Origin of the sequence: Luteimonas terricola, assembly GCF_004352845.1 — a bacterium.
In the GTDB taxonomy this organism is placed as follows: Bacteria; Pseudomonadota; Gammaproteobacteria; order Xanthomonadales; family Xanthomonadaceae; genus Luteimonas; species Luteimonas terricola.
The window spans coordinates 109,305-125,177 of record NZ_SJRX01000002.1 but is presented as its reverse complement, the minus strand read 5'-3'; the positions used below and the strand labels follow the sequence as shown (position 1 = coordinate 125,177).

Annotated in this window: 14 protein-coding genes; 12 read left to right on the top strand and 2 right to left on the bottom strand. The window is 70.3% G+C overall.

Features of this window, described 5'->3' with window-relative positions; genetic code table 11:
- Positions 1–248: 248 nt before the first annotated feature.
- Together E2169_RS05260 and E2169_RS14210 are read left to right on the top strand one after the other, a co-directional pair.
- On the top strand, positions 249–1,523 hold the full coding sequence (locus E2169_RS05260; protein ID WP_132985988.1) for a citrate synthase: 1,275 nt from the start codon (positions 249–251) through the stop codon (positions 1,521–1,523).
- 222 nt (positions 1,524–1,745) lie between these two features.
- A complete protein-coding gene (locus tag E2169_RS14210) occupies positions 1,746–2,186 on the top strand; it encodes a hypothetical protein (protein ID WP_165942336.1) in 441 nt (146 codons plus the stop codon).
- 9 nt (positions 2,187–2,195) lie between these two features.
- Here the strand turns inward: E2169_RS14210 and E2169_RS05250 are convergent, their stop codons facing one another.
- Together E2169_RS05250 and E2169_RS05245 are read right to left on the bottom strand one after the other, a co-directional pair.
- Positions 2,196–2,852 (bottom strand): hypothetical protein, encoded by a 657-nt coding sequence (locus E2169_RS05250; protein ID WP_132985582.1) that lies wholly within the window; start codon positions 2,850–2,852, stop codon positions 2,196–2,198.
- Positions 2,853–2,896: 44 nt separating this feature from the next.
- Positions 2,897–5,368 carry a penicillin-binding protein 1A gene (locus tag E2169_RS05245; protein ID WP_132985581.1) on the bottom strand — a complete coding sequence of 824 codons (2,472 nt, stop codon included), beginning with the start codon at positions 5,366–5,368 and terminating at the stop codon, positions 2,897–2,899.
- Positions 5,369–5,609: 241 nt separating this feature from the next.
- Between E2169_RS05245 and E2169_RS05240 the strand changes: the two genes are divergently transcribed.
- From E2169_RS05240 to E2169_RS05195, 10 genes are all read left to right on the top strand, one after another.
- On the top strand, positions 5,610–6,668 hold the full coding sequence (locus E2169_RS05240) for a pilus assembly protein PilM (protein WP_132985580.1): 1,059 nt from the start codon (positions 5,610–5,612) through the stop codon (positions 6,666–6,668).
- Complete coding sequence (locus E2169_RS05235; RefSeq protein WP_132985579.1) at positions 6,668–7,336, top strand: PilN domain-containing protein; 669 nt, start codon at positions 6,668–6,670, stop codon at positions 7,334–7,336. The genes E2169_RS05240 and E2169_RS05235 overlap by 1 nt, the downstream gene beginning before the upstream one ends.
- Before the next feature lie 11 nt (positions 7,337–7,347).
- Positions 7,348–8,004: a type IV pilus inner membrane component PilO gene (locus tag E2169_RS05230; RefSeq protein ID WP_370465134.1), complete on the top strand. Its 657-nt coding sequence runs from the start codon at positions 7,348–7,350 to the stop codon at positions 8,002–8,004.
- Positions 8,005–8,011: 7 nt separating this feature from the next.
- Positions 8,012–8,545 carry a pilus assembly protein PilP gene (locus E2169_RS05225; protein WP_132985987.1) on the top strand — a complete coding sequence of 178 codons (534 nt, stop codon included), beginning with the start codon at positions 8,012–8,014 and terminating at the stop codon, positions 8,543–8,545.
- A gap of 14 nt (positions 8,546–8,559) precedes the next feature.
- On the top strand, positions 8,560–10,515 hold the full coding sequence (locus E2169_RS05220; RefSeq protein WP_132985577.1) for a type IV pilus secretin PilQ: 1,956 nt from the start codon (positions 8,560–8,562) through the stop codon (positions 10,513–10,515).
- A 135-nt stretch (positions 10,516–10,650) separates the two neighbouring features.
- Positions 10,651–11,643, top strand: coding sequence for an AAA family ATPase (locus tag E2169_RS05215; RefSeq protein WP_132985576.1), 993 nt, complete (start codon positions 10,651–10,653; stop codon positions 11,641–11,643).
- Positions 11,643–12,620, top strand: a complete 978-nt coding sequence (locus E2169_RS05210; RefSeq protein WP_370465135.1) for a DUF58 domain-containing protein — start codon at positions 11,643–11,645, stop codon at positions 12,618–12,620. The genes E2169_RS05215 and E2169_RS05210 overlap by 1 nt, the downstream gene beginning before the upstream one ends.
- Positions 12,620–13,075 carry a DUF4381 family protein gene (locus E2169_RS05205; RefSeq protein WP_132985575.1) on the top strand — a complete coding sequence of 152 codons (456 nt, stop codon included), beginning with the start codon at positions 12,620–12,622 and terminating at the stop codon, positions 13,073–13,075. The genes E2169_RS05210 and E2169_RS05205 overlap by 1 nt, the downstream gene beginning before the upstream one ends.
- Positions 13,072–14,085, top strand: a complete 1,014-nt coding sequence (locus E2169_RS05200) for a vWA domain-containing protein (protein WP_132985574.1) — start codon at positions 13,072–13,074, stop codon at positions 14,083–14,085. The genes E2169_RS05205 and E2169_RS05200 overlap by 4 nt, the downstream gene beginning before the upstream one ends.
- A complete protein-coding gene (locus E2169_RS05195; protein ID WP_132985573.1) occupies positions 14,082–15,872 on the top strand; it encodes a VWA domain-containing protein in 1,791 nt (596 codons plus the stop codon). The genes E2169_RS05200 and E2169_RS05195 overlap by 4 nt, the downstream gene beginning before the upstream one ends.
- Position 15,873: the final 1 nt, after the last annotated feature.

Below are 15,873 nucleotides of genomic sequence, written 5' to 3'. Positions count from 1 at the left end.
CGGATGGCCGCCGAAAGGCGGCCATCGTCGTTCCGGGCGGATGCTTCGTCCCATCCGCCTCCCGAAGCGTGGATACGGTGGCGCACGTCGCTATGCGATAATCGCGGCATCAATTGCGGCATCGCGCCAGAGCCGCGATCCGCGTGATTCCCCGCTGCCCGCGCGCCCCCGCGCCGCGGCGCGACGCAAAGATAAAAGGAGTGCGACGAGTGTCCGCCATCGAGAACAAGGCCGGCGACGAGCCGTCCATCGCCACCCTGCAGGTCGCCGGTGCTTCGGTCGAGCTGCCGGTCCTGAAGCCCACCCTCGGCAACGAGTGCATCGACATTTCGAAGTTGCCCAAGGCCACCGGGCGCTTCACCTACGACTCCGGCTTCACCGCCACCGCAAGTTGCAAGTCCGCGATCACCTACATCGACGGCGACGAGGGCGTGCTGCTGTACCGCGGCTACCCGATCGAGCAGCTGGCCGAGCACTCGAACTTCCTCGAGGTCGCCTACCTGCTGATGAACGGCGAGCTGCCGAACCAGGCCGAGATGGCCGCGTTCGACCACGACGTCACCCATCACACGATGATGCACGAGGCGTTCAAGAGCTTCATCGGCGGCTTCCGCCACGACGCCCATCCGATGGCGATGCTGGTCGGCATGCTCGGCTCGATGGCGAGCTTCTACCACAACGACCTCGACTACGACGATCCCGAGCAGCGCCGCCTCGCCGGCATCCGCCTGATCGCCAAGCTTCCGACCATAGCGGCTGCGTGCTACCGCTACTCGATGGGCTGGCCGCTGAACTATCCGCGCAACGACCTCGGCTACGTCGAGCGCTTCCTGCACATGATGTTCGAGCTGCCCAGCGGCCCGCTGGAGCTGTCGCCGGTGGCCGCCAAGGCGATGGACCTGCTGTTCATCCTGCACGCCGACCACGAGCAGAACGCCTCGACCTCGACCGTGCGCCTGGTCGGTTCCACCGGCGCCAATCCCTACGCGTGCATCGCCGCCGGCGTCGCCGCGCTGTGGGGCCCCGCGCATGGCGGCGCCAACGAGGCCGTGCTGAAGATGCTCGGCGATATCGGCGACGTGAAGAACGTCCAGTCGGCGGTCGACCGCGCCAAGGACAAGGAGTCCGGCTTCCGCCTGATGGGCTTCGGCCACCGCGTGTACAAGAACTTCGACCCGCGCGCGAAGCTCATCCGCGAGATGACCCACAAGGTGCTGGGCGAGCTCGGCATCGACGACCCGATGCTCGAGGTCGCGATGCGCCTTGAGGAGGCCGCGCTGAAGGACGACTACTTCGTGCAGCGCAAGCTGTACCCGAACGTCGACTTCTACAGCGGCATCATCTACAAGGCGCTGAAGATCCCGACCGAGATGTTCACGGTGATGTTCGCGATCGCGCGCACCGCCGGCTGGGTGTCGCACTGGCTCGAGCAGCAGAACGACCCGGAGTTCAAGATCGGCCGCCCGCGGCAGATCTACACCGGTGCGGCTTCGCGCGACTACGTCGCCACCGACAGCCGCTGACGCCCGCTCCCGCAGCATCCCCCGATCACGCCCCGCCCTGTGCGGGGCGTTTTCGTTCAGCGCGGGGAATTCCCACGTCGGTTCGGGCGCATCGCGGCTGGCGCGCATCGCGGCTGGCGTCGAACATGGGCTGCGTCTCCGGTCCGCGCTGCGGCAACCGCGACGTGTCCGCGGCGGACAGTCCGCGGCGGGCAGGGTCATTCTCCAGGGAAGGAGCATCCAATGCGCATCAAGCTGCATCCCGCGGCCGCCGTGGCGGTCGCGTTGCTGGCATCCACCGCCTTCGCCGTGGGCGCCGGGGAACATGAAGTGCGATCAGGCGTGGTCACGGCCATGCAGCCAGTCGCGGCAAGAGCCGACGTGGTCAGCGCGTCCACGAAACGGCAGCTTGGCGGAATGTTGGGCCGTGCGCTCGGCCAGGCGGTTGGTGGGCGCAGCGGGCAGTCGTATGAACTCACGCGCGTCGCCGCCAACCTTGGTGCCGACATCGCGTCCGGCGATGGCGACGGAGCGCCGGGCGGTGACTACATGCTGATGGTGCGCTTCGACGATGCCTCGGAATCCGCGTTCACGCGGACGGGCGCCCAACTCGCCCGCATCCGTATCGGCGGCCGGGTGAAGGTCGTCGGCTCGGGCGACTCCGCGATGCTTGTCGCCGAATAGCACGGCGAGTCAGCGGCGCGCGGCCATGGATTCGCGGTCGGCGTCCCCGTCCCCGGCCAGCAGCGCGCGCAGCTGGCTCGCCGAAGCGCGCGGCATGGGCCGTCCATCGTTGCCCGAGAGCGGCGCCTGGCGCAGCGTATCCAGCGGCAGCACCGTGAGCTCGAAGGCGAGCCCGTCGGCACTGAACATCCAGACCGGGGCGTCGTGCTCGCGTACCCGGTCCAGGCGCAGGCGTCGCGAACCGGCCTCGGCCGGGATGTCGGCATCGGCCAGGAAGCGTGCGACGTCGTCGGCGTCGTCGGCGTGCAGGTGCAGGGCGACGGGGGTGTGCCCGTCGGCCGTGCCATCGAGCACGCGCCCGACCAGCCGCGGCCGGAAGCGTTCGAAGAACGCCAGCGCGTGCAGCGCCGCCTCGCGCCGCACATTCAATGCCTCGGTCCGGGACTCGCCCAGGAACAGCCGCTGGTACTCGCGCAGCGCTTCGTCGATCTCCCGGTTGCGCGGCAGCGAGGCGTCGTCGTGGATGCCGAGCCGCTCGGCCGCCTTGAGCTTGGCCTGGTGGTAGTCGCGGATCCCGCCTTCGGCCATCAGCCTGGCGGCTTCGTGTGCGAGGCGGTGGCGGCGTTCGCGGGTATGCCGCTCGGCGCGCTGTCGGGCTCGATGCATGGGGGGGCTCCCTGCTGGCCCCCCAAGCCTACCGGATGCGTGCGTCAGAAGATGTCGAAGGCTTCCTCGGCCGGCGCCTCGTCGAAATCATCGAAGGTCGACTCCATGCGCTCGAGGTCCTCGGCCTTCACCCACTCGGTGAGCCCGCCTTCGCCGCCGGGCAGCAGCCGACCGCTGTTGCTGACCGACACCTTGACCATGCCGGGCGGCGGTTCGTTGGTGGCCAGCGGCATACCGTCGAGCGCCACGCGCATGTAGTCGATCCAGATCGGCAGCGCGGACCGGCCGCCGTATTCGCGGTTGCCCAGCGAGCGGTTGTCGTCGCGACCCACCCAGACCACGGTCGAGAGGCTGCCGCCGAACCCCGAGAACCAGGCGTCGCGGTGGTCGTTGGTCGAGCCGGTCTTGCCGCCGACATCCTCCCGGCCCAGCACCTTGGCCTGGGTGCCCGTGCCACGCTGGACCACGTCCCGCATCATCGAGACCAGCTGGTAGGCCACCCGCGGGTCGATGGCGCGCGGTGCGAGCACGGCGTCCGGATCGGGTTCCGCAGCCGCCGCCTTGCCGCTCGTTTCGGCAACCGCCGCGGGTGATTCCGGTCCGAGGTTGAAGCCGTCGATGACGGTCGCGGGGGCGCCCGGCGCGCCACCGGCGTCACAGCTGCGGCAGCTCACGGCCGGTTTCTCCTCGAAGATCACCTGGCCGTCGCGATCGCGGACCTCGTCGATGTACCAGGGCGTGACCCGGAAGCCGCCGTTGGAGAACACGCTGTAGCCGCGCGCGATGTCCAGCGGCGCCAGCGACGGCGTCCCCAGCGAGATCGACAGATTCGGAGGCAGCTCGGACTCTTCGAAGCCCATGTGGCTGATGTAGCGTCGCGCATAGTCGACACCGATGGCGTCGAGCAGGCGCACCGAAACCAGGTTGCGGGAACGCACCAGGCCCTCGCGCAGGCGTATCGGTCCAAGGAACCTGCCGTCGTCGTTCTGCGGCCGCCAGTCCTGGCCCCGGCGCATGCGGAACACCACCGGGGCGTCGGGCACGATCGAGGCGGGGTTGAAGCCACGCTCGAACGCCGCGGCATAGATGAAGGGCTTGAAGCTCGAACCCGGCTGGCGACGCGCCTGGGTGGCGCGGTTGAACTCCTGGCCGGCGAAGCTGAAGCCGCCGACCAGCGCCCGCAGCGCACCGGTGTCGTGCTCCATCGACACCAGCGTGGCCTGCGCGCGCGGCAGCTGGTCGAGCTGCCAGGTGGGCCGGGCATCTGCAGGCGGCGCCGCGCCGCTCTTGCCCTCGGGCTCGATGCGGCGCACGCGGGTGAGGTCGCCGCGCTTGAGCAGTGCCGCCGGGTTGCGTCCGGTCCAGCGGCTGGATGCGGCATCGAGGGTCACCACGGTGCCGTCGGACAGGACCACGTCGGCGGTGCCGCTTTCCGCACGCAGGACGATGGCGGGCAGCAGGCCCGACTGGGCCGGGATGCCGCGCAGGCGCGCGGCCGCGGTGGCGGCGTCCTCGTCCGTCGCCAGCTCGAAGCTCTGCTCGACCTTCGACCAGCCGTGGCGGTGATCGTATGCCAGCAGGCCGCTGCGCACGGCCTGGTCGGCCGCGGCCTGCTTGACCGGGTCGATGGTGGTGGTGACGTGGTAGCCACGAGTCAGGACGTCGCCGCCGTAGCGCGCGATCATCTCCTGGCGCACCATTTCGGCCACGTAGGGCGCATAGACCTCGACCGGCCGCTCGTGCGGGCGGGCATGCATCGCCACGGCCTGTGCCGCCGCGGCCTCGGCCCGGGTGATGAAGTCGAGGTCGGCCATGCGCTCGAGCACGTAGTCGCGGCGGATGCGCGCGCGCTCGGGATTGGAGACCGGGTTGCCGCTGGAGGGGAACTTGGGGATGGCGGCGAGCGAGGCGACCTCGTCGAGGTCGAGCTCGGACAGCTGCTTGCCGTAGTAGAACTCCGCGGCCGCGGCGATGCCGTAGGAGCGGTTGCCGAAGAAATTCTTGTTGAGGTAGAGCTCGAAGATCTCGTCCTTGCCGAGTTCGCGCTCCATCTTCATCGCCAGCAGCATTTCCTCGAACTTGCGCGAGTAGCTGACCTCCGGGCTGAGGTAGAACTGCCGCGCCACCTGCTGGGTGATGGTCGAACCACCGGGCACGCCCTCCTTGGACCCGGTCTTGGCGATCAGCCAGATCGCGCGCGCCACGCCCTTGTAGTCGATGCCCTCGTGCTCGTAGAAGCGGTTGTCCTCGATCGCGATGAAGGCCTGCTTGACCGCCTCGGGCACTTCCGCGATGTCGACCGGGTAGCGCCGCATCTCGCCGAACAGCGCCATCAGGCGACCGTCGTTGGCGTAGACGTACATCGGCTCCTGCAATTCGATGTTGCGCAGGCTGTCGACCTCGGGCAGGCGCGAGGACACCACGTAGTACAGCGTACCCGCGGCGAGCAGGCCGAGTATGGTGGCAAGGATGGCCAGCAGCAGCAGCCAGCGGAGCAAACGACGGAAACGTGACATCGGGTTGGTCCTGGGCCGGGTTGGGCCTTGGCGGGCCGTGGAGAGTCGCGCAGTATATAGAGGTGGGCCGGATCACCGCGGAGCGTCCGGTCCCAGGGTGACGTAAAACGTCAAGACGTGACCGAACGCGCAATGCAGCACGCTTTGGGGTGCCGCTTGTTGCCATTCGGTAAAAACTCCGTTATTTAATGCATCGGGGCACGAAGCGCACGTAAGCGCCCGTGACATGGGGAGAAAAAGCGTGGGGCTGATCACAAAAAGCCAGGCACCGCTGGTCGGGGTCGATATCAGTTCGACAGCGGTCAAGCTGTTGCAACTGTCGCGGTCGGGCGATCGGTATCGGGTCGAGCACTACGCGGTCGAACCGTTGCCGCCGAACGCCGTGGTTGAAAAGGGCATCGTCGAGGTCGAGGCCGTCGGCGAGGCGATCCGGCGCGCGATGTCGCGCTCGGGCAGCAAGGCGAAGCATGCCGCCGCCGCCGTCGCCGGCTCGGCGGTGATCATCAAGCTGATCCCGATGCCCGCCGACCTCGACGACGAAGAGATGGAATCGCAGGTCGAGCTCGAGGCGGTCAACTACATCCCGTACCCGATCGAGGAAGTGAACCTCGACTTCGAGGTGATGGGACCGATGCCCGGCAACGCCGAGATGGTGCAGGTGATGCTGGCGGCCTCGCGCTCCGAGAGCGTCGAGATGCGCGCGTCCGCCCTCGAACTCGGGGGCCTCGGCGCCAGGGTGATGGACGTCGAGGCCTTCGCGATCGAGAACGCCTTCGCGCTGCTGGCCAATACGCTCAGCGTCCCGCGCGACGGCATCGTCGCCCTGGTCGACATCGGCGCGACCATGACCACGCTCAGCATCCTGCGCAACGGCCGCAGCCTGTATACCCGCGAGCAGGTATTCGGCGGCAAGCAGCTCACCGACGAGGTGATGCGCCGTTACGGCCTGTCGTACGAGGAGGCTGGCCTGGCCAAGCGCCAGGGTGGCCTGCCCGAGAGCTACGAAGTCGAAGTGCTGGAGCCCTTCAAGGAGGCGCTGGTCCAGCAGATCAGCCGCCTGCTGCAGTTCTTCTACGCCGGCAGCGAGTTCAACCGCGTCGACCAGGTGGTGCTGGCCGGGGGCTGCGCCTCCATCGCCGGCATCTCCGAGATGGTCGAGGAGCAGCTCGGCGTGCAGACCGCGGTGGCCAACCCGCTCGCGCAGATGACGCTGGGTCCGCGCGTGCAGGCCCACGCGCTGGCGCAGGACGCGCCGGCCATGATGATCGCCTGCGGGCTGGCCCTGAGGAGCTTCGACTGATGGCACGCATCAATCTCCTCCCCTGGCGCGCCGAACGCCGCAAGCAGCGGCAGAAGGAGTTCGGCGTCATGCTGGGCTTCGCCGCGCTGGCCGGCCTGCTGCTCTGGTTCCTGGTCAACGGCTATTACAACGCCCAGATCGACGGCCAGAACGCGCGCAACGCCTACCTGCAGGACCAGATCAAGCAGGTGGAGTCGCGGATCACCGAAATCGATGAGCTCGACCGCCAGAAGGCGCGCCTGCTGGCGCGCAAGGAAGTGATCGAGCAGCTGCAGGCCAACCGTTCGCAGATGGTGCACCTGTTCGACTCGCTGGTGCGCACCATCCCCGATGGCGTGGTGCTGACCAATATCAAGCAGGAAGGCGAGAAGCTGACCCTCGAGGGCCGTTCGCAGTCCAACGCGCGGGTGAGCACCTACATGCGCAACCTCGAAGGTTCGGGCTGGATGACCAAGCCCGACCTCTCGATCATCGAGGCCCGCGACGGCGTTGCCGGCTTGCCGTACGCCTTCACCCTTGCGGTGCAGCTGGCCAATCCCAACGCACCGAAGGACCTGGACGGCGATGGCATTCCGGATGCGGTGCCGCCTGTCGATGCCGCGCCGGCACTGCAAGACGAGCCCGCCGTCAATGACGGGTCCGCCGCTGAAGAAGGAGCCGCATCGTGAGCAAGCGGAAGATGTCGCTCAAGGAACTCGACTTCAACAACATCGGCTCCTGGCCGCGCGAGTACAAGATCGGTTTCTGCGTGATCGTGGGCCTGCTGATCTTCGGCCTGCTGTGGTGGGTCATGACCCGCGAGAAGGGCGACCAGCTGGAAGGCCTGGAGCGCACCGAGTCCGACCTGCGCGCCGAGTTCGAGACCAAGCAGGGGCGCGCCGCGAACCTGGAGCCGCTGAAACTGCAGCTGGCACAGATGGAGCAGCAGCTGCAGCAGATGCTGCGCCAGCTGCCCAGCCGCACCGAGATGCCCGACCTGATCGTCGACATCTCGCAGACCGCGTTGGCCACCGGCATCCAGAACGAGCTGTTCCAGCCCGGGCCGGAGACTCCGAAGGAGTTCTACGCCGAGAAGCCGATCGCGCTGCGCATGGTCGGCACCTACCACCAGTTCGGCGCGTTCGTCAGCGGCGTGGCTTCACTGCCGCGGGTCGTGATCATGACCATGCATGACATCCAGCTGCGGCCGCGCGGTGGCGACAAGGATCCGCGCGCCGGCATCCGTCCCAACGCGGCGCTGGAACTGGCCGGTACGGTCAAGACCTATCGCTATCTGGACGAGGACGAGGCGGCCGCGCAGGAAGCTGCGGCCGCGGCAGCCGGGGGGAGCCGCTGACATGGGCATGACATCCAACGCCGTTCGCGGCCTGGCCTGCCTGGCCGCCATCGCGGCGCTGGCCGGCTGCGGCCGCGGCATCACCAGCGAGCCCGGCGGCGCGCCGAACCTGGAGGAGTGGGCCGCCAACGTGCGCGCACGCCCGGCACCGCCGCTCGATCCGCTGCCTGTGATGCAGCAGTTCGAGACCTTCGAATACGCCGCGCAGGGCATGCGCGACCCGTTCAGTGCCGCCTTTACCAACGAAGGCGGCGGCAGCGGCCCGCGGCCGGATTCCAACCGCCGCAAGCAGACCCTGGAGCAGTTCCCGCTCGACAGCCTCGACATGGTCGGGTCGCTGGGTGCCGGCAACAGCTTGACGGCGCTGGTGATGGCACCGGACAAGGTCACTTACCGGGTCAGCCCGGGCGTTTACATGGGCCAGAACGATGGCCGCGTCACCAGCGTTCAAGAAGACCGCATCGAACTCGTCGAACTCGTGCCCGACGGCGCGGGTGGCTGGCTGGAACGGCCGGCGTCGATCGCGCTCGAAGACAATTGATTAGGGGAAGCCAGATGACGTTCACCAACGCCCAACACCGTTCGTCGACCCAGCGGGCCCTGCCCGTCCGGGCAGGCGCCTGTGGTCTCCTCGCGGGCCTCCTTGCCGCCTTCGGCTCGGTCAGCGCCGCGCCGAACCCGGGCGTGCCCGTGGCCAGCTTCGCCCAGTCCTCCGCGGGCGCGGTCGACCCGGCCAAGCAGGTCCCGGCCGAGGTGGCCGTGACCGACATCGACTTCAAGCGCGGTGATGGCGGGGCGGGCAAGCTCGTGCTCCGCTTCGACGGCGAGGGCGCGGCCCCCGACCTGCGCACCGAAGGCGGCGCGGTCATCATCAACGTCGGCAACGCTTCGCTGCCGGCAGCGATGCAGCGGCCGCTCAACGTCACCGACTTCGCCACCCCGGTGCAGCGCATCGACGCCAACCAGGGCGCCAAGGGCACCCAGATCGTGCTGAGCACGCAGGGTGCCTTCGAGCCGCTGGCCTACCAGACGGGCCGCGACTACATCGTCGAGATCGTGCCGCGGGCCGAGGCTGCGCCGGGTCGCGCCGTGGGCGCATCGGCAGCCAACACCGTGGCAGCCACCGGCCAGGCCACGGCCGCCCAGGCTGCCCAGGGCGATACCCGTGCCTATCGCGGCCGCCCGGTCACGTTCAACTTCCAGGACGTGCCGGTGCGCACCGTGCTGCAGCTCATCGCCGAGCTGTCGGACCTCAACATCGTCGCCAGCGACAACGTCACCGGCAACGTCACCCTGCGCCTGATCAACGTGCCGTGGGACCAGGCCCTGGACATCGTCCTGCAGGCCAAGTCGCTGGACAAGCGCCGCAGCGGCAACGTGGTCTGGGTGGCGCCGCAGGTGGAGATCGCGAAGTTCGAGCAGGACATCGCCAACGCCCGCATCGCGCTGGAGAACAGTGCGGAGATGATCACCGAGTACATTCCGATTTCCTATGGCAGTGCCGAGGACATCGCCAAGCTGCTGACGGAGGAGAGCAAGAGCAGCCAAGGCGGTGGCGGCCAGGGTGACTCCAGCCGAGGGTTCCTTTCCCCGCGCGGCAGCCTGAGCTTCGATCGCCGGACCAACACGCTGCTGATGATCGACATTCCCGACCGCGTGGCCGACGTCAAGCGGCTGGTCGATGAACTCGACAAGCCGGTCGATCAGGTCGTGATCGAGTCGCGCATCGTGATCGCGAACGAGTCGTTTGCCCGCGATCTGGGCGCGCGCTTCGGTGTCCGCGCTGCCAAGGATCGCTTCATCAGCTCTGGATCGCTTGAAAGCAACCAGAATCTGGTGAATACGACTCTTGATATGATCGACAGCGGCGATGGTCGACCGGAATGGGGCACGTTGTCGCAGAGCTTGAACAACGACTTCGGCCTCGGTGATCTGAACCCCGGGTCGATTGCCTTCACCATCCTCGGCAACACCATCAACTGGGATCTCGAGCTGCAGGCGCTGCAGCAGGAACAGCGTGGTGAAGTAGTGTCCAATCCACGCGTGGTGACCAGCAACCAGCGTGAAGCGATCATCCGCCAAGGTCGGGAAGTGGGCTACCTGTCGGTGACCGGTGGCCAGAGCAACAACGTGCCGACGGTACAGTTCAAGGAAGCGCTGCTGGAGCTGAAGGTCACGCCGACCATTACGGCGGACGGTCGCGTATTCCTGAACCTCGCAGTGAAGAAGGACGAGATCCAGGACTACACCACCATCACCGGCTTTGGTTCGATTCCGAACCTTGCCAAGCGCGAAGTGACCACCGCCGTGCTGATCGAGGACGGCCAGACCGTGGTCATCGGCGGCGTGTACGAGTTCAGCGACCGCGACTCGGTGTCCAAGGTGCCGTTCCTGGGCGACCTGCCGATCCTGGGCAACCTGTTCAAGACCAAAGGCCGGTCCAAGGACAAGGCAGAGCTGCTGATCTTCGTCACCCCGCGCGTGCTGCGCGTGGCGCCGCGCAGCTACTGAGCAACTGACATGGCGGTACGAACGACGGGGCCCAATCGGGCCCCGTCGTCGTTCCGGCGGCCGGTGGCTTGAACCATCGCTGCCGAATCGGGTCAAACTGGCCCCGGCGCGGACGGCGCCGCAACCCGGTGTCCCATGGATACGACCAGCGACGACGGCACCAGGCTCCACGGCCTGTTCACTGGCCTGCGCGAGGCGCTTGCGACCGAGATCATCGGCCAGGCGGCCCTGGTCGAGCGCCTGCTCGTGGCGCTCCTGGCCGACGGCCACCTGCTGGTGGAGGGTGCTCCCGGCCTGGCCAAGACCAGCGCCATCCGCGCGCTGGCCGCGCGCGTCGAAGCCGACTTCGCGCGGCTGCAGTTCACGCCCGACCTGCTGCCCGCGGACCTGACCGGTACCGAGGTCTGGCGTCCGCAGGACGGGCGCTTCGAGTTCCTGCCCGGGCCGATCTTCCACTCGCTGCTTCTGGCCGACGAGGTCAACCGCGCACCGGCCAAGGTGCAGTCGGCGCTGCTGGAGGCCATGGGCGAGCGCCAGGTCACCGTTGGCCGGCAGACCTATGCGCTGCCGGCGCTGTTCCTGGTGATGGCGACGCAGAATCCGATCGAGCAGGAAGGCACGTTCCCGCTGCCCGAAGCGCAGCTTGACCGCTTCCTGATGCACGTGCGCGTCGGCTATCCCGAAGCCGAGGCCGAGACCGCGATCCTTCGCCTGGCGCGCGAGCGCGCCGCAGCCATGCTGCAGGCGCCTTCGGTTCCCGCCGAACGGATTTCGGAGGCCGACGTGATGGCGGCGCGCAGCGCGGTGCTGGCGCTGCACATGGCGCCCGCGGTCGAACGCTACCTGGTCGAGGTGGTGCTGGCCTCCCGCGACGCCGGGCGCTACGACGCGGAGTTGGCGCGACGCATCGCCTGGGGCGCGAGTCCGCGGGGCTCGATCGCGCTGGAGCGCTGCGCCCGCGCGCATGCGTGGCTGGCGGGGCGCGACTTCGTGACGCCCGACGACGTGCGCGCGGTGGCCCCCGACGTCCTCCGCCACCGCGTGCTGCCCAGCTACGAGGCCACCGCCGAAGGTTGGGATGGCGAGCGCCTGGTGCAGGCACTGCTGGCGCAGGTGCCCTTGCCGTGATCCGCTGGCCCGCCGCCAGACCCGAAGGCCGTGCGCGGCCGCCGGGCGCCGCAGCGGGGCAGGGCGGCGCGCGAGCGGATGAGGACGGGGTCACGCCGACCCTTCCCGAACTGATCGCGCTGCGCGGGCTCGCCCATGCGCGCGGCCGCGTCCGTCGCGGCGCCACCGGCCTGCGCACGCAGGCACCCTCGGCGCTGCGCGGCCGCGGCATGGAATACGCCGAGTCGCGCGCTTACGCCATCGGCGACGATGCCCGTCACATCGACTGGCGCCTGACCGCGCGCAGCGGCAAACCGCATACCAAGCTGTTCCAGGCCGAGCGCGAGCGCCTGACCCTGGTCGTGGCCGATACCGCGCCCGCGCTCTATTTCGGCACCCGGGTGCGCTTCAAGTCCGTGCAGGCCGCGCGCGCCGGCGCCGTCGCGGCCTGGCGTGCGGTCGCCGATGGCGATCGCATCGCCGCGCTGCGTGGCAGCGAGTCCGCGCCGCCGGTGCCTGCGGCGTCGGGCGCCCGCGGGGCGCTGCGGGTGCTCGATGCCCTCGTGCGCTGGTATGCGCGGCCGCCGGAGGACGATGCCGGCCTCGAGGTCGCGCTCGAGCACGCCCGCCGCCTGCTGCGCCCGGGCTCGCGGCTGCTGGTACTGGCCGATCCCGCCAGTGCCGCGGCCATCCCGGCCGCGCGCTGGCCTGCGCTCACCGCCCATCACCAGGTCGTGGTGCTGCTGCTCACCGACCCACTGGAGATGGCGCCGCCGGATGCCCTGCTCGCATTCGCGCCTGCAGGCGGCGATGCCGCCGCCCGCATCGACCTCGACCTCGCCGCCGCGGACCAGCGCCGCCGCTGGCAGGAGGCCTTCGCCGGCGGCGTCGAGAGCACCGTCGCGGCGCTGGCCGCGCGGGGCGTGCACGCCCTGGCGCTGTCCTGCGACGCGCCCAGTGACGCGTGGCTGGGCGCCAGCGATCCCGGGCGCCGCTGATGGGCGACGGCCTCGTCCTGCGCGACATCCACCTGTCGAGCGCGCCGCCATGGTGGCCGCCGGCGCCCGGCTGGTGGCTGCTCGCCGCGGCGATCCTGCTTGTCCTGGCCGCGCTCGTGGCCTGGCGCCTGCTTCGAGCGCGCCGTCGGCGCCGGCTGCTTGCCCTGTTCGACGCCGAACTCGATGCCGCCGCCAACGCCGCCGGAGCCGTGGCCGCGATGTCGGCCCTGCTGCGTCGCGCCGCGAGGCGCCGCCACCCGAGCGCCGACCGGCTCCAGGGCGCGGCCTGGCTCGAACTCCTCGATGCCGGCCGCGATGCCCCCCGGTTCGCCGGCGCCCGCGGCGTGCTGCTGCTCGAAGGCCCTTTCCAGCGCGACGCGGATGCCGCGGCGGTTGCGGACCTGCGCCACGCGGTCCGTGAACGCTTCCTGGAGTGGATGGAGGCCCGCCGATGAACGCGTTCGCTTCCGCCCTGCCTGCCTTCGCCGGTTTCGCCTGGCCCTGGCTGCTGCTCGCCCTGCCGCTGCCCTGGCTGCTGCGCGCCCTGCTCCCGCCCGCGCACGACGCGGGACCGGCGCTGCGGGTGCCGTGGGCCGCGCGCCTGGCCGAGGTCGCCGCGACGCCGGGCATGCCTGCACGCGGGCGCGGCCTGTCCTGGGCGGCCTGGCTGTCCTGGGCGCTGCTCTGCGTGGCCGCGGCGCGCCCGCTGGCCCTGGGGGAGGTGGTACAGCCGCCCGACAGCTCGCGTGAACTCATGCTTGCCGTCGACCTTTCCGCAAGCATGGGCGAGCGCGACATGCTGGTCGGTACCGAGGTGGTGGACCGCTTGACCGCGGCCAAGGCGGTGATCGCCGACTTCGTGGCGCGCCGCGAGGGCGACCGCATCGGCCTGCTGGTATTCGGCCGCGGCGCGTATGTGCTGGCGCCGGCCACCGCCGACCTGGACACGGTGCGCGAGCAGTTGCTGGCCACCGAAGTCGCGCTGGCCGGCCGCGAGACCGCCATCGGCGATGCCATCGGCCTGGGCGTGAAGCGCCTGCAGGCGCAGCGCGAGGGCGAGCGCGTGCTGGTCCTGCTCACCGACGGCGTCAACACCGCCGGCGTGCTCGACCCGGAGAAAGCCGCGGAGATCGCCCGCGACGACGGCGTGCGCATCCACACCATTGCGTTCGGCGGCGACGGCGAGGCGCTCTCGGTGTTCGGTTTCCGCCTGCCGAGCGGCGGCAGCGAGATCGACGAACAGGCGCTGGCGCGGATCGCGGCGATGACTGGCGGACGCAGCTTCCGTGCCCGCGATACCGATGCGCTGGCCGGCATTTACGATGAGATCGATCGCATCGAGCCGGTCGAGGCACCGGGCGAACCCGTGCGTCCGCGCCTGGAACGCTATCACTGGCCGCTGGCCCTGGCGCTTGCATTCGCGCTGCTCGCGACGGGGCTGGCCTGGCGGAGAGGCGCGTCGTGACCCTGCCCTTCACCGAGCTGCAGTTTCTGCGCCCGGCCTGGCTGGCGGCGCTGCTGCTCCTGCCGCTGCTCGCCTGGGCCTGGCGCCAGCGCGCGCACCGGCGCAGCGCCTGGCGCGCGGCGGTGGATCCCCACCTGCTGCCCCGGCTGCTCGCTTCGCGCGGCACGGGTCGCGGGGCGGCCGTGGCCGGGCCGGCTGTGCTCGTCGGACTTGCGGTGGCGGTCCTCGCCCTTGCGGGTCCGAGCTGGCGCAGCGTGCCGCAGCCACTCCAGAGTGGCGGCGGCGCGCTGGTGATTGCACTCGACCTCTCCAGCGCGACGCTCGCCAACGACCTGCCGCCGTCGCGCCTGGTGCAGGCCCGCGCGAAGCTCGATGGGCTGCTGCGCGCGCATGCGGGCGAAGTCGCGCTGGTGGCCTATGCCGACGATGCGTTCGTGGTGTCGCCGGTGACCGCCGATGCCGCCAACGTCGCGGTGTTCCTCGATGCCCTCGCGCCCGACCTGATGCCGGTGGACGGCCGCCGGTCCGGGCGCGCGATCGATCTCGCCCGGGAACTGCTGGCGGGTGCGGGCCACGCCCGCGGCGACATCCTGCTGCTGACCGCCGAAGCGGGGCAGGGCGGTATGCGCGCGGCCGCACGGGCCGCGGCCGAAGGCTACCGGGTGTCCGTGCTGGCCATGGGCACGGAAGCGGGTGCCGGCTACCGGGGGCGCGACGGTGATATCCACCGCAGCGCGCTCGACCCCGCCGCGCTGCGTGCGCTTGCCGCGGCCGGTGGTGGCCGGATGCACGACTGGAACGCATCGACGGCGCAGGGTCTGGGGGCAGCGGGCGGCGGCAACGCGCTGGCCGCTCCGGGCAAGGGGACCCGGGCCGGCGAGGTGCGCGAGGACGGTGGCTACTGGCTGTTGCCGCTGGCCATGTTCCTGTTGCTGGCGGCATTCCGCCGCGGCGGGGTGCTGGGCGCGCTGGCGCTGTGCCTGCTGCTGCCCGTGCAGCCGTCGTTCGCCGCCGGTGCGCAGTCGCCGCAGGCCAGCGCCTGGCGTCGCGCGGACCAGGCCGCGCATGCGCGCAGCACCGAGGCCGAGTCCGCCTATCGCGAGGGCGACTTCGAAGCCGCCGCCCGCGGCTTCGCCGACCTGCCCGGTGCCGACGCCGCATACAACCGCGGCAACGCCCTGGCCCGCGCCGGCCGTTACCGGGAAGCGCTCGCTGCTTACGACGAAGCCCTGTCCGAAGCGCCGGGCATGGCGGATGCCGCGGCCAACCGTGCCGCGGTCGAGGCGGCCATGCAGCGCCAGCCGCCGCCCGCGGGCGGAGGCCGTGGCGGAGATTCGCCTCCCGACGGCGGCCAGGGCGGCGACGCCGGGTCCGACGACGGAGAGCGCGGCGAGCAGGGCCAGGGCGAACCCGACGAAGACCCCGGGCGCGATCCTGACCGCGACGCGTCCGATGCCGCGCCACCGGACCCTGACGACGCCGGAACCGACAACCCGGAGCCGCCCGCCGCCGATGCTGCCGACGCCGAAGCCCGGGCCCGCCAGCAGGCCGCCGACGAAGCCCAGCGCGAAGCCATGCAGCGTGCCCTGGATGCCGGTACCGCCCGCGAAGGCGCGGGCCAGGCGGATGACGGCCTCGAAGCGCAGGCGCAGGCCGAGTCGACGGCCGCCGAAGAACGCGAGCGGGCCAATGCCGCCTGGCTGCGCCGCATCCCGGACGATCCCGGCGCCCTGCTGCGTGCGCGCTTCCGCAGCGAGCACCTGCGCCGTCGCGCCGGGGAGCGCTGAA